The organism is Paenibacillus sp. V4I9 (assembly GCF_030817295.1).
Taxonomy (GTDB): Bacteria; Bacillota; Bacilli; order Paenibacillales; family NBRC-103111; genus Paenibacillus_E.
Window position 1 is genome coordinate 5,877,441 of record NZ_JAUSZE010000001.1, and the last position, 25,802, is coordinate 5,903,242.

Below are 25,802 nucleotides of genomic sequence, written 5' to 3' on the forward strand. Positions count from 1 at the left end.
AACTCTCAGTTATTCATATTTATTTTTTTATAGGAGATGAGTTGAAGTGAGAATGAATATTCTATTTAACAAAACACCGATTTCTGTCAATTTCGTTGGAACGGACCACAAATTAATTCCCTCTCTGATCAACGCTCTTCGTTATAACAAATTTACAACGATGAACCTTGCTCAACCGTTAGAGCACGTTGATTTATTTAGTTCAGAAGCCATTTTATATGCCAAAGATGGGAATAAAGCAAGAATCCCTATTTTTTAATTACATAATCGTTACATACGCATAAAGATCTGACCCAAAAGTAAATAACTTAGGGGCACAGAAAACAAAAAAAATGAGGTGGCAAGCTAATTCTTGCCTCTCATTTTTTTTGTTTTCTTTCCATTGCAATGGAAAGTCACCCCGACCTCTAGTTAGCGGAACGTCGATGTGTTATCTCGGGAAATCTACACATAAAATCGAATAAGAGGAACGTGAGTGCGCTATTTGATTAATAGGAGCGATCCGGAGACAAAAAAACGCGAAATTACGCATCCTCGTTCCTCTTCCTCATGATTTCGGGTGATTTTCAACCAAATAACGCCTCTACGTTCCCTCGGTATCCAAGCCTTTTGGAGCAGCCCCTTCTAACTTAGCAAGCGCAGCGGCACCGACCATCCCAATGTGTCTACGCCTTAGCGTGCAGTTTGATAACGGCACGAATCGCCGTCATAATTTCACGTTCAACCGCATGAGCGACAACATCGGTATGAGGGTTATAGACTTCTCTCAAATCAGCATCGGCATAACCGTCCAGCGCAACAATCGCACCCGCACGAACGCCACGCAATAAAGCAATTACATAGAGCGCTGCGATTTCCATCTCAACGGCAAGAGCGCCAGCTTGCTTGTACTTGCGGTGTGGAAATTCCTCGACACCCTGGAAGAAGGCATCCAGGGTAACGGTAATTCCTCTGCGCACAAGACCTTCCGTCTCTGATGCTGCTTCGTACAACGCCTGTACGACATCCAAGTCAGCAACTGCCGGGAAGCCATGCGGAACGAGTTGGCGGGTTAAGCCCTCTTCCCTCACGGCTGCCGTACTGACGACTAAGCTGCCTGGCGGAACATCTGCTGAATAGGAGCCCGCTGTGCCAACGCGAATCAGTGTCTTTACGCCGCCTTTGATCAGTTCCTCGAAGCAAACGGCTGCACCGGGCGAGCCTACGCCATGACTTGCAACCGTAATCGGAACTCCTTGGAATTCACCGACAAACGTGCGATATTCACGGCTGAAGGCGAGTTCTTTGCTATGATCAAGCTTGCTGGCTATGACTTCCGCGCGAAAGGGGTCACCGCATACGATCGCATAAGGGGATAAATCTTCTGAATGAACCTGTAAAATTGGCAATAGCATGTCAATCAAACTCCTTCTTTTCCCATTCATCTTCTGGAATAGGAATCGCTTCCCCCGAGAAACGCTGCTCTTGGAATGGATCGGCCACATTATGGAAGCCGTTTTGTTCCCAGAAGCCTTCGCGGTCAGCTGTCATAAATTCGACACCTCGAATCCATTTAGGACTTTTCCAAAAATACAGGTGAGGTACAATCAGCCGTAGAGGCCAACCATGTTTAGGAGTCAGCGGCCTCCCATCATATTTCAAAGCCAACAAAACGTGATCGCCCAACAGATTCTCGAGCGGGACGTTCGTTTCATAATCGTTGTCAGCATGCAGCATGACGAACTTGCCTTGCGGCTTAATATCCAGCAGGCGAAGAAAATCGCGAAATAGAATCCCTTCCCAAGCCGTGTCAAGCTTAGACCAACGGGTTACGCAGTGAATATCACAGAGGACTTGTGTTTGAGGCATCGCCAACAATTGTTCATAGGTGACTACTTTGTCCTCTTCGACCTCGCCAAACACTCGCAATGTCCACTCCGTCATGTCATATTCCGGTACTTCTCCTTCATGCAAAATAGGAAACCTGTCTGTCAAGACCTGCCCCGGTGGGACTCGGTCTGACATTGAGGTACCTACGGAAGGAACCTTCATTTTTCTGATCCGATCAGCTTTGGTGTCTTTTGCCATCTGTCATTATCTCCTTTTAGCAACCTAGCGCGAGCTTCCGTTAGCTTTCTGAGCATCTGCCATGTAACTGCTCTTTCTAAAAAAGAGCATCGCCAACAGTGTCACAATATAAGGAAGCATTTGTGTAAAATGAGTCGGCAGCGAGAAGCCCTGCAGCCTGATGCTGAATGCATCCATCAGTCCGAATAGGAGGCTTGATGCCATGACGCCAAGCGGATTGGCTTGTCCTAACATCGTTGCGACCAGAGCGATAAAGCCTCTGCCCGCCGTCATGCCTTCGGTAAACATCGTGACTTGACCGAGGGAAAGCTGAGCGCCTGCCAACCCGCAAAGTACGCCGCAAATTAACACAGCCAGATACTGCATGCGGACTACTTTAATGCCTATGCTTTTCGCTGCAACTGGGTTCTCACCCACGGCCAGCAAGCGGAAACCAAGGACTGATTTAAACAAAAAGTACTGCAGGCCAAGCACCAATGCAAAAGCCAAATAAATAAGCGGGGAATGGCCCGAAATAATACCGCCAATCACAGGTATATCTTGAACAATGGGAATATTCCACTTCGGCAACCCAACCATATTTTTATCGTAGAACGCGCCTTTCACATGGAAAATGGCTTTTAGGCAGAACGCTGTTAAGCCAAGCGCCAGAAAATTAAACGAAATACCGACGACGATCACGTTCGCTTGCAAATGGATACTAATATATGCAAATGCGAGTGAAAATAACATCGTCACCGCAATCGCAATCAAGACAGCCACATACACATTGCCGGAATAATGATTGCCTACAATAGCAGAGAACGCACCTACAAGCACGAAGCCTTCCAAACCAACATTGAACAGACCCACTCTTGAGCATATCGCACCGCCCAACGCAGCGAGGAGAATCGGAGCAACCATCCGAATCATGGAATTAAATAAAGATACATCAAGAAGATGCTGCACCGCTTCCCCCTCCTTTCCTGCGTTTCCATAGGGTATAACTGAACTTGGCCGTGACGAACAAGATCAAGAGCGACTGAATGACACTTGATATTTCGAGGGGTATGCTTGTGTTTCGTTCAACACCCATACCGCCTGTCTGCAGTGCAGCCAGAAGCACGGCCGCAACAGTCGTACCGAGCGGATGTGCGCCAGAAAGCAGCGTAGCCATAATGCCAGACCAAGCGAAGCCCGGATTCGTTATCATGCCATCCGTATAGCGATACTGCATACCGAGCACTTCGACTGCGCCTGCCAGACCAGCAAAGCCACCACTCGCGAACATGCTGGCGAGCATTAATTTACCTCGGTTTACGCCTCCATAAGCGGCAAACAACGGATTGTAGCCAAGCATGCGGATTTCGTAGCCGGCAGCACTGTATTTAATAAACAAAAATAAGAGAACCGCAAAAACAATGGCTATGATGAAGCCCGCATGCATACTCATCCCTTGGAAAAGCTTGGGCAGCCATATGCTTTTATCAACCATCATTGTTTGTGCTAGTGCAGCTGATCCTGTTTTATCCTTGAGCGGAAAGGCAACCAAATAGCCTGCAAACAAAGCTGCAATATAATTGAGCAAGAGTGTGGTGACAATCAAATTCATTTTAAATCGCGCATCAAGCCAACCAGCAAAGGCTGACCATATACCGCCAACTGCAATACCGCCTAGCAGCGCGGCGAATAATTTAAATAGTGCAGGTCCAGGAAAATAGAGCGCAATCATCGCGCTGGTTAAAGCACCAAGGATCATTTGACCTTCAGAACCCATGTTGAAAAATCCGGCGCGGAAGGCTATTGAAACGCCTAAGCCAACTAAAATAAGAGGTGTCGCTCGCGTCAATGTATTTGTAAAAAAGTAAAAATTGCCGAAAGCGCCTTTCCACATTTGTGCGTACGTGTCCGAAATAGAGCCGCCAATCAAAACGATGGCAATGGCTCCGCCTAGTAAACCGATACATACCGCAATAAGCGGTTGAAGCAGCGCACCAATGTTTCCTTTCCAATTAAGCATGGGAATCACCTCCTGCCATCAACAGACTGATTTGCTCCTCAGTCGCATGCTGCGCTGACAGCTCTCCCGCAATTCGCCCTTCATACATCACGATAATGCGATCAGAAAGCTTAAGAATCTCCGTCAATTCCGAAGATACCAATAGAATCGCTCCCTGCTCATCACGTTTTTTCAACAGCTCATCGTGGATCACTTCCATCGCTCCAACATCAACACCACGCGTGGGTTCAGCAGCGATAAGGAACGGTTGTTTTTGGGCAATTTCTCTGGCTACAATCAGTTTCTGAAGATTGCCTCCAGACAGAAATTTGACTTTCGTATCCTGGGAACCCGTTTTTATCTGGAATTGCTGGATGAATCCGTCAACCATATTGCGCAGCGATTTGCCTTGCAAAAGTCCGTTACGCCGATGCGTTCTGTGATGCCCCATTGTACCGTTTTCAAGTACGCTGCCTTCCTTGGCAGCCCCCCATTGGTAACGATCCTCAGGAATATGCGAAAGCCCGCTTTCTCTGATCTCACGAACCAAACGGCCTGTAATGTCTTTGCCCATCAAACGAATGTGACCTTGATCAATCGGTTGGAGTCCTGTAATGCTTTGGATCAATTCAGACTGTCCGTTACCAGAAATACCAGCGACGCCTAAGATCTCACCAGCCTTCACATCAAGACTGACACGATTAAGCACTGGCTTTCCTTTCTTGCCTTGTATGGTAATCTCCTTCACTTCGAGAACAGTTTCACCAAAATTCGCGGCACTTTTGCTCGTTTGCACCAGTTCTCTTCCTACCATTAATCTAGAAAGTTCTTCTGCGTTAGTTGCCGAAGTATCTACAGTCCCTCTGATTTTACCGTCTCGGAGCACCGTAACTCGGTCCGCAACTTCCATGACCTCATGTAATTTGTGCGTGATGACAATGAAGCTTTTACCTTGGCTCGCTAAGCTCTTCATAATGACAAGAAGTTCCTTAGCTTCAAGCGGTGTCAAAACGCCAGTAGGCTCGTCCAAAATAATGATATCCGCACCTTGATAAAGCACCTTCAAAATCTCAACACGCTGTTGTAATCCTAGCGGAAGGTCAGCGACTTTCCTGGGTGGATCAATGGGTAGTCGGTACATGTCACACAATGCCTTCACTTGCAGGGCAGCTTTCTTTCGGTCGAACTTCACGCCGACTTGCGGTTCATTGCCGATGACAATATTTTCAGCCACAGTAAAAGAAGGAAACAGCATGAAATGCTGATGCACCATACCGATGCCATGTCGAATCGCATCCGTAGGATTCACGAACTGAATTTTTCTTCCTCGTAAAATAATCGTTCCCGACGTTGGCTGTTCCATTCCGTAAAGGATGCGCATCAGGGTTGTTTTACCTGCCCCATTCTCGCCGACTAACGCATGGATTTCACCTTCGCGCAGCGAAAAATCTACGTTGGAGTTAGCTGTCAGGCTTCCATAGGTTTTGGTAATTTGGTTCATTTGAAGCAGCATAGCGGGTTTCGCACTCCTTTCCTAGAAATGCGGAAACTGCCTACGTCGCCGTAAACAGTTTCCGGGGTTATATTATGTTTTAAGGACTTACTACTATTTCAGAGGATTCGGAACCGTAACTTTGCCAGCTACGATATCGTCTTTGATGGCTTTAACTTTAGTCACAACGTCTTGTCCAATAAATGGACTTAGTTTGGATTTGCTTTCTTTTGTTACAAAAGTAAGACCTACTCCGTCTTCTTTCAAGCCGTAATCCATAGCGCCAAATTTAAAGGTTCCATTTACGAAATCTTTCACGGTTTGGTAAGCTACGCTGTCTGTACCTTTCAATTGAGAGAGAACGATGTGTTCAGGATCCGTCACCGTACGGTCGATATCTTGACCGGATGTGTAGAAGCCTTTTTCCTTAGCTGCTTCGAACACGCCCAAATCGCCTACAGCTGATGCTGCTGCGATGAAGTCTGCTCCTTGAGCAAATTGCGTCAACGCCAGTTCTTTCGCTTTTGCTGGATCTGTGAAGCTTCCTACATAGTTGACGATGAATTTAGCATTCGGATTCGTTGATTTCAAACCTTCTTGGAAACCGACTGTGTATTTTTTGATCAAAGGGATATCAAGTGCTGCCACCATACCGACAACATTTTTCTTAGTTGCAAGACCCGCAGCCGCACCAAGCAAGTATGCTGCCTCGTGCTCACGGAATACTACGCTTCTAACGTTCGGCAAATCAACAACTGTATCAATAATAGCAAAAGATTTCTTCGGATTTTCAGCAGCAACCTTTTTCAGAGCATCCTCGGATTCAAAGGAGCTGGTGATAATAAGATCATAATTATCAGCAACAGCAGCACGCAGGTTTTGTTCAATTGCACTGGCATCCGTAGATTCTACCGTTTTCACATCAACGCCAAATTCTTTACCTGCTTTTTTAACACCCTCATCCTCTTGAGCAAAGAAAGGGTTCACACCAATTTTTTCTGGTGTTATTAGAATGATTTTTTTGGGTGATTTGGTTTCAGGCGCTTTTGTTGCTTCTGCAGCTTTCGTAGCGGCCGGAGCTGCTGTATCATTTTTAGCGGTGCCGCAGCCAGTCAGCATTAATGTAACGGCGAAAATGGACAATAACGTTTTTTTCATGTGTGGCTCTCCCCTTTTGATCTGTTTTTATCAAAAATTTTCTTATCCTATTCGACAAAGTGCGACTTTTCAACTAAGACTGATAGTAGTGGATTCCATAAGTCATGTCAAGAATAAAAACGGCAACCATTATTTATTGACACCTATAGGCGTAACTGATATATTTCAATAAACCATACTATTCCTATGTGAATTAAAAAATTCGGAGGTGTTTTATTCTTATGAAACCATTGAAATCCCGCAAGTCCTTGCAAATAGCCGTATTAACAGCCGTCCTCTTCACCTCTGTGAGCACATTAAGCACGGCCGCTGAAGCGAGTGATTCCGCACTCGCATACAAACAGTTTTTGAAAAACCAGTATACCATCAGCTTGTCAGATTCCTTGTCAAAGGGCGATTTCATTATCGCAGTTGACCACATCTTGAAAGCGGAAGCGAAAGATCAGACCAATGTATTTACAGACCTGCAAAAGGACAGTCCTTATTACAAAGCAGCGCTTGCTTTGCACGAAAAAGGCATTCTATCAGAAGGCAAGCTGCTAGGGGATCAGCCGCTTACCCAGCTGCAGGCGACTTTCATAGCATTAAAAGCCTCCGGCTTGAAAGAACTCGCATATACCTACCCCAAGGATAAAATCAAAGCCGCTCTGGCTAAAGTACATATTGACTACGATCAAAACAATCAACTTACGCTTCAAGCCGCCCAGGAACTGGCCGCCGCTATTGATACTGGCCTCGTCTCCTCCGATTTCGAAGCGGATGCTCCGGCTGGCGAAAGCTTTGCGAACGAACTGCTTGGTAAGATTCTTACTTTCCAAGGACAATACAAGCACTATATTGGAACGACTTCCGATGATGATATTTTCCGCAAAATTAATGATACCTGGCGTACGGAGGATCTTATTTCATCAACTGAATTGCGTGCTGTCTTCGATGAAGCCTTGAAAAAGAATCTAGTTACCGGCTACAACTTGAAAGATTCTCGTTTCGATGCGAACTTTGATCCAAAGCTCTCTCTCACCTATGGACATTCTGACATTACGCATGCGATTCAGTTAATCGGACTGCTGCGCAGCGAGAACATCCAGGCGAAAGTACAGCTGGAGCCCAAAACGTCTGCCTTCATCTATCTGAAGGAATGGGGCGAGCCGACACAATCCGACGATTATCAAGTCGTCCAAATCGAGAACGGCAATTTCATAGCGTACGCCAAGGAATACGACATTGAGTTCGAATTCGAGAACGCCGAGCAAAAGAACAAGTTCCAGCAGGTCATTTTCCAATATGCTAAAAAGAACAGTAAAGACGAGACAGGACTCATTTATTCTTCCTGGTGGCAGCCACTCTACTATTCATTAACCGATGTGAAAGACTACAAAGTAATTGCTAATAATAAAGTCAGTAAAGGCCATTATTATGCCCAGTCCTTCTCCCTCAGCGATAAATCTGACGATGTCGTTACTGGTTTAAAGAAAATCAACGCCAGCATGAACGTCGACTCCTACAAGTTCTGGGTGGACGAACCCTTCTACAATTATTTACTAGGCGATTTTAAATAAAAAAACAGTTGAACGGGATCTGATCCTCCCGCTCAACTGTTTTTTTATTTACAAGCATAATTCGAAATTTAATTCCATAGACTCATAGAAAGGATCTGATTTAAGAGAATAGGAGTTGCCCCATGTACATGTTACGACTTGTAAAAATGAATGCAGCCCACCTACTCATCTATCTCCTTATTATGATAACTAGTTTGATATGGACCATCATCTGGGGAACTCATGTAAAGGTGAAGCCACCGCCAAACCTCCCTGTTTCCGAATATAGCATCAACCAAGCTAGCAACGGCGTTACGCTTCATAGTATTCGGACTCCACCACGGAACATTGGGCTGAAGGCAATTACAGGCAATGTGACAGAAAGGCCGGAAAATGGGATTAACGGCGGGTTTTTCTGGCAGGGCAATCTCCTTAGCATCGCTGTCATTAATGATCGTCCCGTCAAAGGAGAACCTGGCGATTACGGCTCTGGCTGGTTCAATATTGACCGCAAGCGGGGAACGCTCGTATGGGATGAGAAGGCTCAAACCTTCACCATTCAAGTCGTTGAACATGCGGACGAGCTGAAGGTAATGGATCGCGCTCATTATTGGGCGCAGGGAGGCGTGAGCATGGGACTTACGAATCCAGACGGATGGGTGGACCAAGCGATAGCGGAAGAGATGCCTCTCATTAATGAGAAGCGCATGCGATCAGGTATCGTCTACGACAGGAATAACAACGTTTATCTAGTCGTGGCTCCAACGCCATGCACCGGAGAGCAGTTCCGCACAGCTGTTCAAGAGCAGGTTGGAAATGGACAGCTTGTAGATGGGCTGTTCCTTGATGGCGATGGTTCCTCCCAGCTCAAAGTCGCCAATTACTTGCTCCCCGGCGATCATCGCGAGGTGTATCAGATGATTGCGTTGTTGAATTGAACGAAAAGGGCGGACCACAACCATGTGCAATCTAATCTTGATGCTCATGAATTAAATCCATTTTCAGCTTCCACAGTGCCGCGCTTAAATTCACACGATAAACTTCCGGATTAAGCTTACGCAAATACTGCGGCCAAAATGACTGCAGCTGCTGCGCATGATAATCTCGAATTTCATCCAATGTGGGCTCCTCATAGACAAGCTTCCCTTGGAGAAAGATAGGGTGGAGCAGTGGAATTGCTTCATAGTCATCAATAAATTTGTAGATATAAGGGTGGATGGGGTCGAACAGCTTGATTCGTTCCCCCTTCTTGATATCGACTTCATGCTGAAGTGCCAAATAGTCAGCTTCCGCTTTGCCTGTCTTCTTGTTTATGATCCGGTAAGCTTCCTTGAAGCCCGGATTGGTTACTTTCTCGGGATTGCCCGAGATCTTAATAACCGGCACGAATTCGCCGTTCTTCTCGCGCGCCACCAGCTTGTAAACCCCGCCCAGCGCAGGTTGATCGGCTGCAGTAATGAGCTGGGTGCCGACGCCCCAGACGTCGATCTTCGCATCTTGGGCTTTCAGCCCCTCGATGATGTTCTCATCCAGATCATTCGATGCGACGATCCTCACCTCGGGAAAGCCCGCTTCATCCAGCATACGCCTAGCCTGCTGGGATAAATACGCCAAATCGCCGCTATCCAGGCGAATGGCGTTCATGCTCTTTCCGTGGCTCTGCAGCAGACGCGCCGTCTTGATCGCGTTCGGTACGCCGCTGCGCAGCGTATCGTACGTATCAACGAGCAGCGTCACTTGCTCCGGCAGCGCCTCAGCATAAGCACGGAAGGCTTCCTCTTCCGTGTCGTGGGCCTGCACCCATGCGTGAGCATGCGTGCCTTTGGTCGGGATACCGAACAGCATCCCGGCTCGGAGGTTGGATGTCGCATGAAACCCTGCGACATAGGCCGCTCTTGCGCCCCAGATGGCGGCGTCAGCCTCTTGGGCGCGTCTTGTGCCGAACTCCAGCAGCACATCGCGCGGGGCAACTTGTTTGATCCGCGATGCTTTTGTCGCGACAAGCGTTTGATAGTTCACGAAGTTGAGGATCGCCGTCTCAACCAGCTGCGCCTCGAATATGCTTGCCACTACGCGTACGAGCGGCTCATTCGGGAAGACAAGTGTACCTTCCGGGACAGCCTGCAAGTCTCCACCGAATTTAAATGCGCGCAGCGCCTCTAGGAAATCTTCCCGATAATTCTCTTCCTGTGTCCGCAAGTAGGCGATCTCCTCATCGCCAAAATGCAGATTCTGAATGTAATGAATCACCCGCTCTAAACCAGCGAAGACAGCATATCCGCTCCCGAAAGGCAGCTTACGGAAGTATACTTCGAAAACAGCTTTCTGCTGATAAGTACCCTGCAGCCAATGCGCGTACATCATATTAATTTGGTATTTGTCTGTGTGCAGCGTCAAGTTGTCGTATTTCATAGGATTCATCCTTTCCACCAATTGTCATAGCACGTTACTGGACCCCTGCGTTTATGTTCGGTAACAGCGTAGCGCTCCTCAATCTTCTGCGCAGCAGAAGCGAGCAGGGGGCTTCCTTCCAAGTAGTCATCCAACTGATCGTAAGTGAGTCCGAGTGCTTCTTCATCCGGATGACCTGGTTTTAAATCTTCCAAATCTGCCGTAGGCTTTTTCAAATACAAATGTTCAGGGCAACCCAACTGCTCGAGCAGCAGCTTGCCTTGCCGCTTATTAAGACCATAGATCGGAGCGACATCGCATGCACCATCCCCATGTTTCGTGAAAAATCCGGTAATCGCCTCAGCCGCATGATCCGTCCCCAAAACAAGCAATTGATAGTGCGCGGCCAAATCATACTGCACCTTCATACGCTCACGAGCCTTCACATTTCCTTTGTGAAAATCACTCAGGACCTCACCCGTAGCTTCGGCAAATTGCCGTACGGACGCATCCACTGCCGATTGTATGTTAACCGTTACGACACGGCTAGGCCCAATAAAACGAATTGCAGCCTGTGCATCATCTTCATCTTTCTGGATACCGTAAGGCAACCTTATAGCTATGAATTGATAGGTTTCAGCGCCGCTTTCTGTATTCAGCTCATGGATAGCTATTTGGGCCAGCTTACCTGTTAATGTGGAGTCTTGACCTCCAGAAAGCCCAAGCACGTAGCCTATGGCTCCTGTATGAACCAGATACGCCTTGAGGAATTTTAATCGGCGATCGATTTCGTAAGTCACGTCGATGTTCCCCTGCACAAATAATGAAGCTTGAATCGCTTCTTGCTTAAGATTCCGCATTTTCACCATCTCCTCATTCTCCGTGATTTCTGTCCGATTCATACCTCATCTGCCATCGCAGCTACTGTTTTAACCACGAACAACTTTCGCCCCAAGTGTACCTTGAAAATGCTGCAAGGCCCATTCATGGCCCGTTTGATTAAAACTAGCAACTGCATCCTCATGAACAACAATTTCGAAGCTTTTGTTGTAAGCATCCACCGCTGTATGAAGGACACAAATATCCGTGCAAACACCAACCAAATGCAGCTCATGAATTCCTCTTGCCCTTAAATTAAGCTCCAGCTCGGTGCCGCAGAAGGCGCTGTATCTTGTTTTGTCCATCCAATAAATCTCGTTCTTATTATGCTCATGTACGATTTTCAACTGGCCATATAAATCGCGCCCCGCTGTGCCTCGAATATTATGCGGAGGAAACAACTTCGTCTCTGGATGGAAAGGGTCTTGTTCATCGTGGAGATCTACCGCCATGACCACAAAGTCCTGCTGGGCCAAAAATTGCTCTGTAATTTCACATATTCGCGCTTCAATAGCAACACCTGGTTCCCCACAAGGAAGCTTCCCAACAACAAAATCCACCGTATAATCAATGATTATAAGAGCTCTCATTCTAAACACTCCTTCATTCAGTATAATTGATAGTATTATTAAGACAATATCAAAACAGAAAAGAGAGGCCTAGCTGTAAATAGACAGCTGAGGCACATAATCGGTAAATCGGTACAACTGAGCAGCTCGCTGGGAGTAACGGTTAGACATTTTGCCCTGTCCGTTATGATCCAGTACTTCCTCGATAATCCCTTTGCGACTTTGGGTCGATGTAATTTTACGAATGAAATTCCGTTCCATGAACGTCGGAACGACCGTTTGAATGACTTGATACAGCTCACTCATCGTGAATTCTTCGGACAGGAACTCTCTGGCAATCGTCGTCGTCAGCATCTTCTGCTGAATTTGAGCAAGAGCATCTTTAATAATGATTTCATGATCAAAAGCGAGATCCATCGCCAGCGCCTCATCAATAGGGAAAAGGCGAACATCAGCTGCATCATCAGCGGCTTGACGCTTCTCAAGATGGCGTTCGTGCACGAGCGCGAAGAACGCGTGGGAGATCATCCACCCCCGAGGATCGCGCTGCGGAGTACTATACACATTGAAATATTCAATGTGTACGTCCGAAACCCCCGTCTCCTCCGTTAGCTCGCGCCGGGCGCTCTCTTGAATCGTTTCGGTTTCCATCGAGAACCCACCCGGGAGTGCCCACTGGCCTTCGAACGGCCATTGCTTTCTTTGAATCAATAACACTTGCAGCTCCCGAGTAGGAAGTGACTTCTTCACGGATCCTTTTCCTTCTGAGGTAATCGTAAAGATGACGATATCCGTAGGCGCGCCGTCAGGTGTGCGGTATTTACTTGCTTGGTAGTTGCTTTCATTCTCTATTGGCATGTTCATTAGATCACCTGCTTAATTACAATTCTCTCTATATTGTCAATTTGATAATTTCATTATGACATACTTAAAATTCTTTTGCAATAGGAATTTGACGGTGGGTTAGCTGCTTACTTCTCTATCACAATCAAACACGTGCTATCCGGCAGCGGAACCACGTTTCCATCTTGATCCATGATCCTTACTTTATCCGCCAACGCGTCCGTATACCCTTCCTGGAGGAAGTGTTTGCTCTCCACGATTTCGGCCTCATTACCTAATGTATCCAGGATGAACGCAGTAAACTCGCTTGGGGTAAAGTAACCGAATTGCTCCTGTACTTCATGCACATAAGCTTCTTCACCCCACGTATATGTATAAAGGAATTCCATCGCATCATTCACAGGCATAATGACCTTATCCTTAGCTACGACCTCATACTGAATCGTTCGCCCAGCGAAATCCTTCGCATACCGCTGCAGCAAAGCCATCGCCCCTTCTTGCAGAAATTGAATGGTCCGTTTCTGCTCAGCAGGTTCCGTCATAATACCATCGCGGATAACGATTCGGCCTCCAGGTGCGAGAACATCGAAAGCGCTTCGCAGCGCAGCAGCAACCGTAGCATGGTTGAATTTCTTTCCCGCAAAAGGGATGTAAGAATATAATTCGTGCAGGATCGATGAGAAAATAACAGTGTCGATTGAGCCCGGCTCTACATACTGCTTGAGATCAAGTGCATCCCCCTTCATAACGTCCCACCGATGCCCCTCCAGCTGCTTTTTGCGTTCCAGCGCTTCAATCACATTCGACGAAATGTCAATCCCAATCGGATGCTTGTCCGGCAAATACTGCTCAATGAGATCCAGCATAACCCCGCCGCCAGGTCCTATATCAACAACCCGCTTCCCAACAACGTAATCCAGCATCATCTTCTTATAGTCAGCCGTTTGGTTCATCGTGGCTAAGTATTCTTCCTCGTTATGAAAACGGTCATAGGCATCTCTGCGCAATTCGAACAGATCGAACAGAAGCAGAACGGCCTTTTCATAGAGGGGAGATTTCTCTGCTTCCACACAAAACTCAATCAGCTTCTCAGCTGCAGGAGAAAATTGGAAGGTAAAGAATATCGTGTCCGGGAGCTGCAGCTTTCGATCAATGAGGTGCTTCAGATGGGCATTGCTCCACTTATCATCCGGTTTGAACTTTGGAGATAATTCCAACGGATCCTTCACCAAATCATCCCAAGCAAGCTCACTCAAATATTTCTCAATCATCCTCTTCTTATACACGTTTACCTTTTTGCTGCCCTTGTAATCGTAATACATCGTATTCATCAAAGGTTCGAAGCTAATGTGTTGAATGGAATCCGCTTGTCCACTTGAAAACTGGATAATCAGGAATACTTTCACCAACTGCTCCAAAGAGAATTCTTGCAGGGCCGCTTCTACAAACCACAGAGTTCTACCATCCATAAATAATGTCAATGCATCTAATGGAACTTCATCCAGCAGCTTCCCATATTCGGCATCAAAGTTTTCTCCCTTTTGAATCGTGTTTCCCCGTAGTCTGGCAAGGCGATCCTTTATAGCAGGCTCTTTTTCCAGAGAATCGGATACGATCTGCTCTATTAATGATTCTACTTGAGCACGAACGGATTGCCAGAGTTCTTCTGACACACCTGCAATAATGCATTGATTCAGCGGCAAGAGCAAGCCTCTTAATTCATCAGCTGAAAGCAAGTTATCCTTCATCAAACGAATTAACGGTGCATGTTCTCTAAGCGGAACTTCGCCACGGATTGTTTGACCAATTAGCCCATGCGTGTAGATTAACGTATGTATGACAGTTAACTGAGCGCTTGGATTTCCTATATCAAGCTTATACAGCTGCGCGGAACCCAGGTTATGGGCATAAAGATGAATACCGGCGTCTTGCCACATGAAACGGTCTTTTGAAGTCCCACCCTTCGCTACTTCAGACCAGATCAACACCTCTTCTAGTAAATCTTTCTTCCAAAAGGACAACGCTAGCCCGTCCAAAATATGTAATGTCCGCTCAACATAATCAAGCACAGGGTTCGCCTGTGCCAGCTCCTGGATCGACTGAATCCGCTCGAAGTTAACGATGCGCTCCTCCGCCGAAACGATATAGGTTAACCATTTAGGTTGATCTGCGGCATTGGTGTCCCCTGCCCGATACCTTTTTATTAATTCTAATGAACTTAACATGCCGGTATATATCCTCCCATTCCTACCTATCACTATATGACTAGTATAAACCAACCTCATGGCAATCTCACGTTTGCGCATTCGACTACTTCATTGATGATCGGCATATAGATTGGCATAATTGACAAGTATGGTCATAAAGCCAAACACGACAAATGAAAAAAAGGCCAGTAAATCCAAATGATACACGTTGGGAACGACAATGAAAACAGCACCAATAATAAAACAAAGCCAATTTTGCCAAACTTTTTTACCGGTTTTCCCAAGGGCCATCAGAGATCCTACGAACTGCAAGCTGCCAAGCAGCGCGCACGTGTAAAGTGCATTCGTATGAGCTTCAAAGCCGAACACCCAGGGACTCACCAGAAACCAAAGGCCCATACAAGCGGACAATACGTTTTTCAAATACATCGTCTGCTGCCACCTCCTATTTTACGAGATGCAATAGTATACGCAAACGCTTTCAGTATGGTGAAATGGAAAAGCCTCCAGCTCACCCAAATAAATAGGCAGCTAGGTGCCAATTCCCCCCAAATAATGAATGAATGATCCAACTATGATGTATACTCAAAGCAATCATCATAATCTTTATTCATTAAATATCTTACCTTACATACATTATAAAACTGTTAGATTTGCTAACAGTTGGAAATTTCACGGAGGTTACTCATGTCATCATCTTTACGTTTCAAACTTGTCTCATTGCTTGTTCTTATCACTTGCATTTCGCTAACAGTCGTAGGGATTACAAACTATCGGCTCTCGAGAGATAAACTGATTCACCAAATGAAAGAGCAATCGATAACTTCCGTTTCCAATTCCGCTCAAAATTTTTATGATTTCTTATCCATTCGTTTGGCCGAAGTGGAACTATTAAGCCGGGTAGATGTTATGAAGCATGGGACGCTTGAGGCGCAGCTCCAATTTTTGGCCCAAGAATTAAAAACAGGCGCTAATCGCTATCATTCCATGGGAATTATAGATCTCAATGGCTATATGACTCTCACTACTGGACAAACACTTTACGCAACAGGGGAACGAAAATTCCAAGAGGCTCTAAAAGGGAAAACATTCATCTCTGATCCTGAAATCGGTAAATTAACCGGTACCTACATCATTTCCATTACCGCACCTGTCTTCAATGAGAAAAACGAAGTGACGAGTATCATAAACATCTCTCTTGATGCGGAACAAACCTTTTTCGAGCATCTTCATACCCCTTTGGAGAAGGGCGAAATACTTATCGTGAACCAAGAGGGACTCATTCTGTATCATACCGATCCACCTCAAATTTTGAATCTTAATATTTTCACAGAATACCCTTCACTTATGCCAGCCTTTCAAAAAGCGTTACAGTCGAATGAAGGATTTCTGGACGAATCTTATAACGGTGGACAAAAAGCTCGGTGGTTTTATGCGCGTGTACCTCAATTAGATTGGTACCTCGCTTACTCCGTGCCCGTTTCAGCATTCGAAGCTCCCACGAGCCCCTTGCTTTGGTCGACTATCGGATTAATTGTGATGACGGCCGTGGTCATCTTTTTCCTTATTTACTTGACTGCTAATACACTGATTATTAAACGCATCAAGCAAATTCTCCATGTCACAGAATCAGTCGCTGCGGGTGATTTCTACATAAAACCGCTTATTTTCAAAAGCAAAGATGAGCTGGGTGCTCTTGCCCATTCTGTGAATGGAATGATAGAAAACTTACGTGAGCTATTCGAGCCGTTCGAAGCCTTTATTCATCACAATCAATATGCCATGATCGTGACTGATCCTTCCTTTACTGTTAATCATCTCAACAGTAGAGCTGTACAGCTTCTTGGCTATTCTTTAGCAGAAGTTCATAAGAAAGCAACGCCCCTCCTGTGGTTGGATCAAGAACAACTGATTGAAAGAGCCGCGCAATACTCGTCAGAGCTTGGGGAATATGTTCCAGCTGATTGTACAGCCCTAGTGATCCGAACATTACATCACCTAAAAGAGGATTCTGAATGGACTTGGCATCACAAAGATGGCACTCGTTTCTTCGTTCAGGTTAGCGTCAGCAGCATTACACATCCGAATGGCGAGCTGAAAGGGTTCGTATTCATCGCTCGAGACATTAGCGATATTAAGGAGAGCAATGAGTCTAGGGAGAGGCTGTTAACGATTGTAGAAAGCGCACGTGATTCCATTCTCTCCTTTGATGAGAAAGGCTATATTTTTTATATGAATCAAGCTGGCAAGAGCACAATTGGATTAGATAAACAGCAATCTGTCGGCAACCATTTTAGTGAATACGTAGATATCCAGAATGACATCAATATTGAAGAGGGTCTGGACATTGCCATTCGGGAAGGATTCTGGGAATTTGAAGCTGAGGTCCTAACGAAGGATCAAAGGCAAATATTCATTTCCGTTATCATCGTACCCCATTGTCCAGCAGACAAGGGAGAGCGATATTTCTCAGCCATTACGCGAGATATTACGGACCAAGTACATTCCAAAGAGGAGCTCATTCGAGCGAAACAAGAAGCGGACGAAGCTAATCTAGCTAAAGGGATTTTTCTGGCTCGTATGAGTCATGAAATTCGGACACCGCTTAATGGCATCGTCGGACTATCCTACTTGATGGAGCGAACAATCATGTCTCCGCTTCAAAGGGATTATATAAGTAAGATAGCGAGATCCTCGATGTCTCTATCCAATATTATTAATGACATTCTGGACTTTTCGAAGCTCGAGGTGGACAAGCTAGCTATTGAACATCATGCGTTCCAGTTGGATGAGACCATTGACCGTGTTTGTGAAACCCTTAGCGTACTGCTTGGCCACAAGCCGGTTGATTTTATTTGTGATATCCGAGACAATGTGCCGCTAGGACTCATTGGGGATTCACTACGCATGTATCAAGTTCTACTAAATCTAACTAGCAACGCGATAAAATTTACGGAGCAAGGTACAGTCACACTGCGTGTTTACGTGGAACAACTCCAAGATGAAGAAGTTAGAATTGGCTTTACCGTCAGCGATACAGGTATCGGGATGGAAGAAGAACACCTATCCAAGCTGTTCCAGCCGTTTGTTCAAGCAGATGAAGTAACGAATCGAAAATTCGGTGGAACGGGTCTCGGTCTTGTTATCTCTAAGAATATTATTGAGAATATGGGCGGCACCATCGAGGTGTCAAGTCAACCAGAGCTCGGCAGTGAATTCCGGATTAGCTTGCCTTTCTCGTTGTCCTTGCAACCTATAAAGACTCAGTCAATCCTCCCGCTGCGCACATTAATTGTGGAAGATCACCCTGGTCTAAACCAAGTGCTTGTTCGTACCCTTCAATCCATGTGTACAGAAGCTGCCGGTGTTTATTCTTGGAAAGAAGCAAGGAATGCCATTGATGATATTCCCGTAGATGTGATCCTGCTTGATATGGAAGCTGTCGATATGTACGGAGAGGAAGTATGGCTAGGCATGCTTGAAGCATGCACCCGAATGAACATTTTAACGATTATTTACACCACTTTATCGGGCAGGGATGCCTTGGAGCAGTTGCCCGCACACTCTGCTCCGCATGCAATTTTGGTCAAACCTATCTCACGGATCGTACTGTACCAGACGCTGCAAACACTAACAGGCATCCATGCCGATGAGAAACTCTTATCTACGACAGAATTCCTGCATACAGCAGAAACAATGACATCCTTTCATCGCATTCTGCTAGTCGAAGATAATGAAATTAATCAAACGGTCGCTCGATCGCTGCTGGAAAGCAGTATGAATTGTGACGTTCAATTGGCTTCCAACGGCTTCGAAGCATTAAATGACTTAGAGAATAATGGTTATGACTTGATATTAATGGATATCCATATGCCCGTTCTAAACGGCATTGAGACTACCAGACGAATTCGTCTTGAGCCTAAATGGATGCACATTCCTATTATTGCTTTAACCGCGGACTCTACTTTGGAGAAGCGTTTAGATTGTATTCGCGCTGGTATGAACGATGTGATCTCTAAGCCTATCATTCCTAGCCGATTGTTTGCAGCCGTCGATGCTGTTCTTAGCGATAAGAATAGGATGGCTGTCCCTGGACTGGATATGGAAGAAGCACTCGGACGGCTTGGCGGAAAAACTGAGATCTATCACGAAATGCTGCGAAAATTTTATAGTCAATCCGCTCCTATTATTACACAATTAACCATTGCGATTCATAAAGGGGACTATGCCGAAGCCATAAGTCTGCTCCATGTGCTGCGCGGCTCTTCTAGCAACCTGTCAGCCAATCGGGTATTCGCCGCGGCAACTACCCTTGAAGAAATGTTAGAACATAACGCTGGGCTCGATGTAACAATTACCAGCATGGTACAGAACCAACTTCTATCGGTTGCCATTGCTCTGGAGGAAGTTTTTCATTCCATCCAAAAATTGCTGTTAGATTGAAAAATACGCTGATTTATGTCACTATATGTTTATGCTTTTTTCTGTTTGAGCATGCAATTTATACGTATAGGTGGTTAAGTTAATCATGACAGTAGAAGGCGCTCCATATCGCATTTTGTTGTATTATAAATTCGTTACCGTCATAGATCACGAAGCTTTAGCTCAGGAACATTTGGCTTATTGCAAAAAGCTCGGAATTAAAGGCCGTATCCTTATCGCTCCCGAAGGCATTAACGGAACGCTTTCAGGAACGGCCCAGCAAACCGAAGCTTACATGGCGATGATGCGTCAAATGCCACTGTTCAAAGACATGATCTACAAGATAGATGAAAGTGAACAGCATGCTTTCAAAAAGTTATTTGTTCGTCCTAAAAAGGAACTCGTCACTTTCCGACTTGAAGAAGACGTGAATCCGAACGAACTAACCGGCACACATCTGAAGCCAAAGGAATTCTACGAGAAGCTCCAGCATGAAGATGTCATTGTCCTTGATGGACGCAACCATTACGAGTACGATATCGGACATTTCCGAGGCGCCATTCGTCCAGAGGTTGAGACTACGAAGGAATTCCCGGAATGGATTCGCAATAACCTCCAGGAATTTAAGGACAAACCCATTCTCACGTATTGTACCGGCGGTATTCGCTGTGAGAAGTTATCAGGTTTCCTTTTACAGGAAGGCTTCAAAGAGGTTTATCAGCTGGATGGCGGTATTGTGAGCTACGGGAAAGATGAAGATGTTCAAGGTCGCTTATTCGATGGTAAATGCTACGTCTTCGACGAGCGGATTTCAGTCCCAATCAATCGGACAGACGAAGATATTGTCGTAGGCAAATGCTACCACTGTGGAACAGCAGAAGATCGCTACATCAACTGTGCGAACGATGCTTGCCACTTGAAGCACATCTGCTGTGAAGCCTGTGAAGAGAAGCATAATAGCTTCTGCTCGAAGGAATGCGAAGAGAAAACGATGAGTACACTTGAAGCATAAGCTTTATGCCAACTAATACAAATAACCTAAGGCGCTGCCTTAGGTTATTTGTATTAGTTGCTAAGCGTTTCAATAGCACTTCCCAACAACTTACTCATCCCTATTTCTGTTCTATCAACTGTTGACCAAATACTACGGTAGCCAGCTTTACAAGGCAAGGTGATACTTTCGCGGAACGTGAGTCCGCATTTTACCGAAAACGCCCGAATTCGAGTATAAAAGGAACGACGATTCGTTAAATTGTAAAATTGAAGTTAGACTAAACAGTAGACACAAACTAAGGAACAGAAAAGGACTGCTCAGCTACTGAGAGAAGGCGAGTTAGCGGTTTTTCAGCCTGAGAAGGCAGAAAAGGCTGTCTCGGATGCCCGGAATGAAGCGAAAGTGGCGCGAGACGTCTGAAAAGGACCGCTCAGCTGCTAAGAGAAGGTGAGTTAGCGGGTTTTGCAGCTTGAGGAGGCCATCAACGTCTCGCACCACTTTATCTTTCAAAAAAGGGTCCTCCACAAGTCAAATGACTTGAGAAGACCCTTTTTTATGTACTTAAGCTAATTGTTCCACAATACGATCGGTGAGCGGATACACAAGCTCCTCTTCTAAGGTGAAATGTTTGAGCAGTATTAAGCAAGCTGTCATTAGTTCCGATGCCATCAAATGTAAAAACTCCTCATCTATCGGTACTTTCATCGCATTCACACCATCAACGAAAGCCTGCACAACTCTTTTCGCCAAGTCATGATCCTGCTCTAAAACAGTCATGGAACGAGAGACAGACAGCGCTGTTGTTGGTTGTAAATAAGATTGCAGAAGAGGAAATAGTTCTTTTTCTTCCCATTCCGAATGCTGTTCCAGCTCTTCAACAAGAGAAAGTATCAGATCTTGGAGTTCAATCAGCTTACACATTCCTATTGAGCAATCCTCGAGGGAGTACAAGGAAGCAGCCATCGTTCGGATCTCGGAGAGCTGCTCGCGCATCTGCACATGCTCCTCCTTCAGACGCTCTACGAGCATTGGAAAATAGCCGGGATCCATCATGTACTCCCTATTCGTTCGAATGCTCAAACGGTCATTCATTAGACATCCTCCTTCGAGTTTTCGTTAGAAAACTTACTTCGTAAGCATAAAAAGGTTAACCCATTCCGCATTATCATTGTATGCAGGATGGGTTAGCTAACATGCGCAGGAAATGTCTTAGAAACAAACCGTTATCGAATGCGGCTCTCCGTTAAATGAAATTGATTTACAAGCAGGAGCAGCGATTCCGTAATCGCGCCAACATCTCCCGTCGTTTGGCGCACGTGAAGCATATCCTGCAGAAGCTCTTGCACCGTACGCTCAACCTCCGCCGAGATTTGGCGATTCTCCATGCTTACTGCTGCTACCTTCTCCATCAGCGCCACCACTTCATCCACCACCTGTGTCTTCATGGTGTCGTGCGCGTTCGCGCTGCTGAGAATTTCAGACGCCGCCGCCACAATTTGCGTCCCCTCCAGAACAACCTTGGTGCCTTCTTCCATCGAAACGAAGGCTTCATTCGCATGACGTTCAATATGCTCAATGGTGTCATTGATTTCCATTGTCGACTTCTTGGTCAACTCAGCCAGCTTGCGAATCTCTCCGGCCACGACAGCAAATCCCTTCCCGTGTTCACCTACCCTCGCGGCTTCAATGGAAGCATTCAGGGAAAGCAGATTGGTTTGAGCGGAAATCTCCTCGATGACCTTAAGCAGCTTGGGAATTTCTTGCGTCGTTTGCAAAAAAGTTTGAATGGTACGATTCGTTTCAGCTACTTTCGCCGAAATATGATTCATCTTTTCGCCAATACGATCCACTTCATCCTGTGCCACAGCAATTTGACCCGAAGCCTTTTCTTCCAATTCGCGCAGTGTCCCGCTCATATCCTGCGTTACATCCTTCGCGACATCGAGGTCCTTGAGCTGACCACGCAGCGAACGAATCATATCATGAATCTTGGTGCTCATTCGTCCAGTCGATTGCTCCGTTGAACCCGTCGATTCATTCATACGTTCCTGGCTGAGCTGAACTTCAGCCGCGGCTTGTTTCACCTGCAGCATAATACCCTCAAGGGAATCGATCATATTATTAATCCATTTCGCTAATTCCCGCGTCTCATCACCAGCGAACTCCTGTACTTGCAGGCGCTGTGTCAAATCTCCGCTACCCTCTGCATTAATACGGATAAACTTATTCATTTGCGCGAGCTGCCTTACAATCGGCCTGCTGCCTTTTTGCCTTATTATGCTTGCGCCTATTCCTCCATACACAAGACTTACAGCAGCCATAATTACTGATCCCCATGCACTGGAAACTTGTCCATTCAGCAGCCAAAAGCCCCCTGCTGAGAGTAGTATATATCCTACAATGAACCGCAGCTGCAGCTTAAGCAATTTCCAGTCGATACTGCGAATCCGGTATACTTCCTCTAGATCGCCTTCACACATCATCCCCCAAACATCCGGGCAGTGCGGAAGCTGGAAGGTAACACCTTTGCCAATAACAGAAATATGCCGGTAATCGGAATAACCAGGAAACTCTACGAATAGATTATGTCCCTTTGCAATCGTCCCAGCAACCCCCGGATGAAGCTGTCCCGTTGCCGGATCCGTAAAAATGAGCTCAAGCTCCGTATGCTCCTTTACACCGACAATGCCGTAATCTGTGCGGACGCCGTCTTTTAAATTGTCACCATGGGTAAAGGCAAGATCCTCAAAACGGCTTCGAGATAACGCTGTACCTGGGGCAATCTGTTTATTTAACACAGGCTTCGCCATAAATAAATAATTATCTCCGGAGTCCGGATACACATGTCCTGATTCACGCTGGATCAGATCGCCGAGCACATCGTTCGGGACACGTCCGCAAATGGCCCCTTTCCATATTCCGTTAACCATTATAGGAGTAATAAATGCAAGTGTCATAGCATCGTGAAACGGTGAAGTGCTTGGCCCTAGCTTTAATGTAAGGGGATCGGAATAAGGTCCGAATAAGCATTTCTTGCCTTTACGTGCTTCCTCTAGCCCTTTTGTAAGATCACTTCCTGAATCATATGATTTCCCAACATGAGTGGGGGACGTGGAGTATATCACTTCTGCTTTTTCATTCACTATAAAGATCTCCGATAAATCAGCCCCGCTCTTTGATGCAGCTGTCAGCAACCGTTGTACCATCGAACTATCCTGTATCAAACCTGTATGTCCAGGCTCAGAATCAGAGAGCTGCTCGTGCAGTCGATCCAAATTGGACCAATAGGAGTCTACCCAGCTCCGTAAAATTTCAATTCTCGTATGCGCAATCCCTTCGAAGATATGTTCCACATCTTCCTTGAGGTGACGATTCAGACGATACGACCACCACAAAGGCAGACCTTTTCGAAACCCAAGCCAATCAAACATACCCCAACCCCCTATATTCACAATTTGCGTGTGACTTTATATAACATGTACTTATTCGACATTCTATAGCTGATTCCGACGTAAATCAAGATAAAAACAGAAAATTCTTGAAACTTTCAAACAATTGATCTATTTGTGCATTTCTTGTCAGTTAATTTATATGTCATGTATATTGACATAATTTTCTGATAAATTTACAATATAATAAAAATCATTATTTTTCCATTAATCCGTGTCATATTACCTAACGCAAAATAAGAACTTAGATCAGAAAGGAGGCCTGGTTTCTGCTTCGGACCCATATCCTAACGTAGCTTCCGAATGCATAGCTAAGAAACCAGGAGCTGCGATGTCCAAACCTGAGAATCTGGTCACCACCCCCTATGATCCCCGTCCTTTTTTTGATGAGATGTTTGTGAATTCGTATTCGGTAAGATCACATTATCAAAATGTTTTCCTTCAGTTCATGTCCATGAAGGCAGGAAATTTGAGCAAGCGCCAAACGGCCACCATGAAACGCATGATGGAAGAAGGAATTACGTTTACACTCTACAGCCCTGATCAAGCAGAAGCATTGGAAAGAACCATCCCTTTCGATCCGATCCCACGAATCATTCCACGGGATGAATGGCTTAAGCTAGAACGAGGGCTTCAGCAGCGTGTTAAGGCGCTTAATCTATTTCTCAAGGATATTTATCATGACCAATGCATTTTAAAGGAAGGTATTATCCCTAGGAAAATGGTCCTTTCCAACTGCTATTTCCGACCTGAAATGATGCGATTATCCATCCCGAATGATGTGTACGTAACGGTATCAGGTATTGATTTAATTCGCGATGAGCATGGCGAATATTTCGTTCTGGAGGATAATCTGCGATCACCTTCAGGCTTCTCCTATTTGTACAAAAGCCGTTCCATCATGACGCACTTATTCCCTGAGCTCGTTTTTAGCCATTCGATCCAAGATATTGAGCACAGCTTAAATGTGTTTCTATCCGCATTGCGCAGGCTAAGCCCTTCGGGCAAATCCGATCCTGTCATTGGCTTACTGACCCCAGGTTGCTACAATTCGGCCTACTTCGAACATACGTTCCTCGCGCAGCAAATGGGCATACAGCTTGTGGAAGGACACGATCTCGTCGTCATTGATCATAAGGTATATATTCGCGGGATCAAGGGGCTCCGCCAAATCGATGTCTTATATCGAAGAATCGACGACGATTTCTTGGATCCGCTCGCTTTTGATCCGAACTCGATGTTAGGTGTCGCGGGGATCATGAATGCCTATCGCGCGGGTAATATTAACATCGTGAATGCCCCTGGAACAGGCGTGGCCGACGACAAAGCTATTTATGCCTATGTTCCAGACATGATTCGATACTATTTGAACGAAGAACCTATCCTGAATAATGTGCCTACTTATATCCTTTCTAGACCTGAAGAACTTGATCACGTACTGCAGCATCTAGATGAAATGGTCGTCAAAGAGACATCGCTCTCCGGTGGTTACGGTATGCTCATTGGGCCTTCGGCCTCTGAGAGTGAGTTGGCTGATTTTCGGCTTAAAATTATAGCGAATCCTGATCGTTATATCGCTCAACCAACGATCCAGCTTTCCAGAGCTCCTGTCATGATGGACGGCCAAATGACTGCGCGGCATATCGATCTTCGGGCCTTCGTCATCGCTGGCGAGAGCATTCAGGTTATACCTGGCGGACTCACTCGGGTAGCGCTTAAAGAAGGTTCACTTGTGGTGAACTCCTCGCAAGGCGGGGGATGTAAGGACACTTGGGTCACTAATTCATAGAGAAACAAATATTGATTGGAGGCAAG

The 25,802-nt window shown here is 45.8% G+C and carries 21 protein-coding genes; 6 read left to right on the forward strand and 15 right to left on the reverse strand.

All coding sequences use genetic code 11. The annotated features are described in order from the left end of the window. Nucleotides 1–46: 46 nt before the first annotated feature. On the forward strand, nucleotides 47–259 hold the full coding sequence (locus QFZ81_RS27185) for a hypothetical protein (protein WP_029197871.1): 213 nt from the start codon (nucleotides 47–49) through the stop codon (nucleotides 257–259). A gap of 406 nt (nucleotides 260–665) precedes the next feature. Here QFZ81_RS27185 and QFZ81_RS27190 read toward each other — a convergent pair whose 3' ends face one another. From QFZ81_RS27190 to QFZ81_RS27215, 6 genes are all read right to left on the reverse strand, one after another. After that, nucleotides 666–1,394, reverse strand: coding sequence for a nucleoside phosphorylase (locus QFZ81_RS27190; protein ID WP_307439596.1), 729 nt, complete (start codon nucleotides 1,392–1,394; stop codon nucleotides 666–668). Between the two features lies 1 nt (nucleotide 1,395). Next, nucleotides 1,396–2,067, reverse strand: a complete 672-nt coding sequence (locus QFZ81_RS27195) for a sulfite oxidase-like oxidoreductase (RefSeq protein WP_307605428.1) — start codon at nucleotides 2,065–2,067, stop codon at nucleotides 1,396–1,398. Between the two features lie 24 nt (nucleotides 2,068–2,091). Next, nucleotides 2,092–2,970: an ABC transporter permease gene (locus QFZ81_RS27200; RefSeq protein ID WP_373462734.1), complete on the reverse strand. Its 879-nt coding sequence runs from the start codon at nucleotides 2,968–2,970 to the stop codon at nucleotides 2,092–2,094. A 28-nt stretch (nucleotides 2,971–2,998) separates the two neighbouring features. Beyond that, a complete protein-coding gene (locus QFZ81_RS27205; protein WP_307605429.1) occupies nucleotides 2,999–4,066 on the reverse strand; it encodes an ABC transporter permease in 1,068 nt (355 codons plus the stop codon). Beyond that, nucleotides 4,059–5,558: an ABC transporter ATP-binding protein gene (locus QFZ81_RS27210; RefSeq protein ID WP_307605430.1), complete on the reverse strand. Its 1,500-nt coding sequence runs from the start codon at nucleotides 5,556–5,558 to the stop codon at nucleotides 4,059–4,061. The genes QFZ81_RS27205 and QFZ81_RS27210 overlap by 8 nt, the downstream gene beginning before the upstream one ends. Before the next feature lie 93 nt (nucleotides 5,559–5,651). Beyond that, nucleotides 5,652–6,695, reverse strand: a complete 1,044-nt coding sequence (locus QFZ81_RS27215) for a BMP family lipoprotein (protein ID WP_307439587.1) — start codon at nucleotides 6,693–6,695, stop codon at nucleotides 5,652–5,654. A 221-nt stretch (nucleotides 6,696–6,916) separates the two neighbouring features. Between QFZ81_RS27215 and QFZ81_RS27220 the strand changes: the two genes are divergently transcribed. Beyond that, nucleotides 6,917–8,254 (forward strand): hypothetical protein, encoded by a 1,338-nt coding sequence (locus QFZ81_RS27220; protein ID WP_307439586.1) that lies wholly within the window; start codon nucleotides 6,917–6,919, stop codon nucleotides 8,252–8,254. Nucleotides 8,255–8,376: 122 nt separating this feature from the next. Further along, nucleotides 8,377–9,171 (forward strand): hypothetical protein, encoded by a 795-nt coding sequence (locus QFZ81_RS27225; RefSeq protein ID WP_307439583.1) that lies wholly within the window; start codon nucleotides 8,377–8,379, stop codon nucleotides 9,169–9,171. A 31-nt stretch (nucleotides 9,172–9,202) separates the two neighbouring features. Here the strand turns inward: QFZ81_RS27225 and QFZ81_RS27230 are convergent, their stop codons facing one another. From QFZ81_RS27230 to QFZ81_RS27255, 6 genes are all read right to left on the reverse strand, one after another. Further along, on the reverse strand, nucleotides 9,203–10,645 hold the full coding sequence (locus tag QFZ81_RS27230) for a nicotinate phosphoribosyltransferase (protein WP_307439582.1): 1,443 nt from the start codon (nucleotides 10,643–10,645) through the stop codon (nucleotides 9,203–9,205). 5 nt (nucleotides 10,646–10,650) lie between these two features. Beyond that, the gene (nadE, locus tag QFZ81_RS27235) at nucleotides 10,651–11,484 is read right to left on the reverse strand and encodes an ammonia-dependent NAD(+) synthetase (RefSeq protein ID WP_307439579.1); all 834 of its coding nucleotides are present in this window, start codon (nucleotides 11,482–11,484) and stop codon (nucleotides 10,651–10,653) included. Between the two features lie 69 nt (nucleotides 11,485–11,553). Continuing rightward, nucleotides 11,554–12,093, reverse strand: coding sequence for a cysteine hydrolase family protein (locus QFZ81_RS27240; protein WP_307439577.1), 540 nt, complete (start codon nucleotides 12,091–12,093; stop codon nucleotides 11,554–11,556). A 69-nt stretch (nucleotides 12,094–12,162) separates the two neighbouring features. Beyond that, nucleotides 12,163–12,930, reverse strand: a complete 768-nt coding sequence (locus tag QFZ81_RS27245) for an NUDIX domain-containing protein (RefSeq protein WP_373462733.1) — start codon at nucleotides 12,928–12,930, stop codon at nucleotides 12,163–12,165. Nucleotides 12,931–13,043: 113 nt separating this feature from the next. Next, nucleotides 13,044–15,140, reverse strand: a complete 2,097-nt coding sequence (locus QFZ81_RS27250) for a class I SAM-dependent methyltransferase (protein WP_307605431.1) — start codon at nucleotides 15,138–15,140, stop codon at nucleotides 13,044–13,046. Nucleotides 15,141–15,230: 90 nt separating this feature from the next. Further along, nucleotides 15,231–15,551: an SPW repeat domain-containing protein gene (locus tag QFZ81_RS27255; protein WP_307439572.1), complete on the reverse strand. Its 321-nt coding sequence runs from the start codon at nucleotides 15,549–15,551 to the stop codon at nucleotides 15,231–15,233. 258 nt (nucleotides 15,552–15,809) lie between these two features. Here QFZ81_RS27255 and QFZ81_RS27260 point away from each other — a divergent pair, with 258 nt between their 5' ends. Then, nucleotides 15,810–19,565 carry a response regulator gene (locus QFZ81_RS27260; RefSeq protein ID WP_307439570.1) on the forward strand — a complete coding sequence of 1,252 codons (3,756 nt, stop codon included), beginning with the start codon at nucleotides 15,810–15,812 and terminating at the stop codon, nucleotides 19,563–19,565. 85 nt (nucleotides 19,566–19,650) lie between these two features. After that, entirely contained in the window at nucleotides 19,651–20,556 is a 906-nt protein-coding gene (trhO, locus tag QFZ81_RS27265) for an oxygen-dependent tRNA uridine(34) hydroxylase TrhO (RefSeq protein ID WP_307439568.1), read from the forward strand. A gap of 321 nt (nucleotides 20,557–20,877) precedes the next feature. Here the strand turns inward: trhO and QFZ81_RS27270 are convergent, their stop codons facing one another. The 3 genes from QFZ81_RS27270 to QFZ81_RS27280 form a co-directional block, all read right to left on the reverse strand. Further along, nucleotides 20,878–21,048 carry a hypothetical protein gene (locus tag QFZ81_RS27270; RefSeq protein WP_307605432.1) on the reverse strand — a complete coding sequence of 57 codons (171 nt, stop codon included), beginning with the start codon at nucleotides 21,046–21,048 and terminating at the stop codon, nucleotides 20,878–20,880. Nucleotides 21,049–21,099: 51 nt separating this feature from the next. Next, on the reverse strand, nucleotides 21,100–21,630 hold the full coding sequence (locus QFZ81_RS27275) for a hemerythrin domain-containing protein (RefSeq protein WP_057307139.1): 531 nt from the start codon (nucleotides 21,628–21,630) through the stop codon (nucleotides 21,100–21,102). A 131-nt stretch (nucleotides 21,631–21,761) separates the two neighbouring features. Further along, entirely contained in the window at nucleotides 21,762–23,969 is a 2,208-nt protein-coding gene (locus QFZ81_RS27280) for a methyl-accepting chemotaxis protein (protein ID WP_307605433.1), read from the reverse strand. A 349-nt stretch (nucleotides 23,970–24,318) separates the two neighbouring features. On the opposite strand from QFZ81_RS27280, the gene QFZ81_RS27285 reads away from it, so the two are divergent. Next, nucleotides 24,319–25,776 (forward strand): circularly permuted type 2 ATP-grasp protein, encoded by a 1,458-nt coding sequence (locus tag QFZ81_RS27285; RefSeq protein ID WP_307439561.1) that lies wholly within the window; start codon nucleotides 24,319–24,321, stop codon nucleotides 25,774–25,776. The last annotated feature ends 26 nt before the right edge of the window (nucleotides 25,777–25,802 follow it).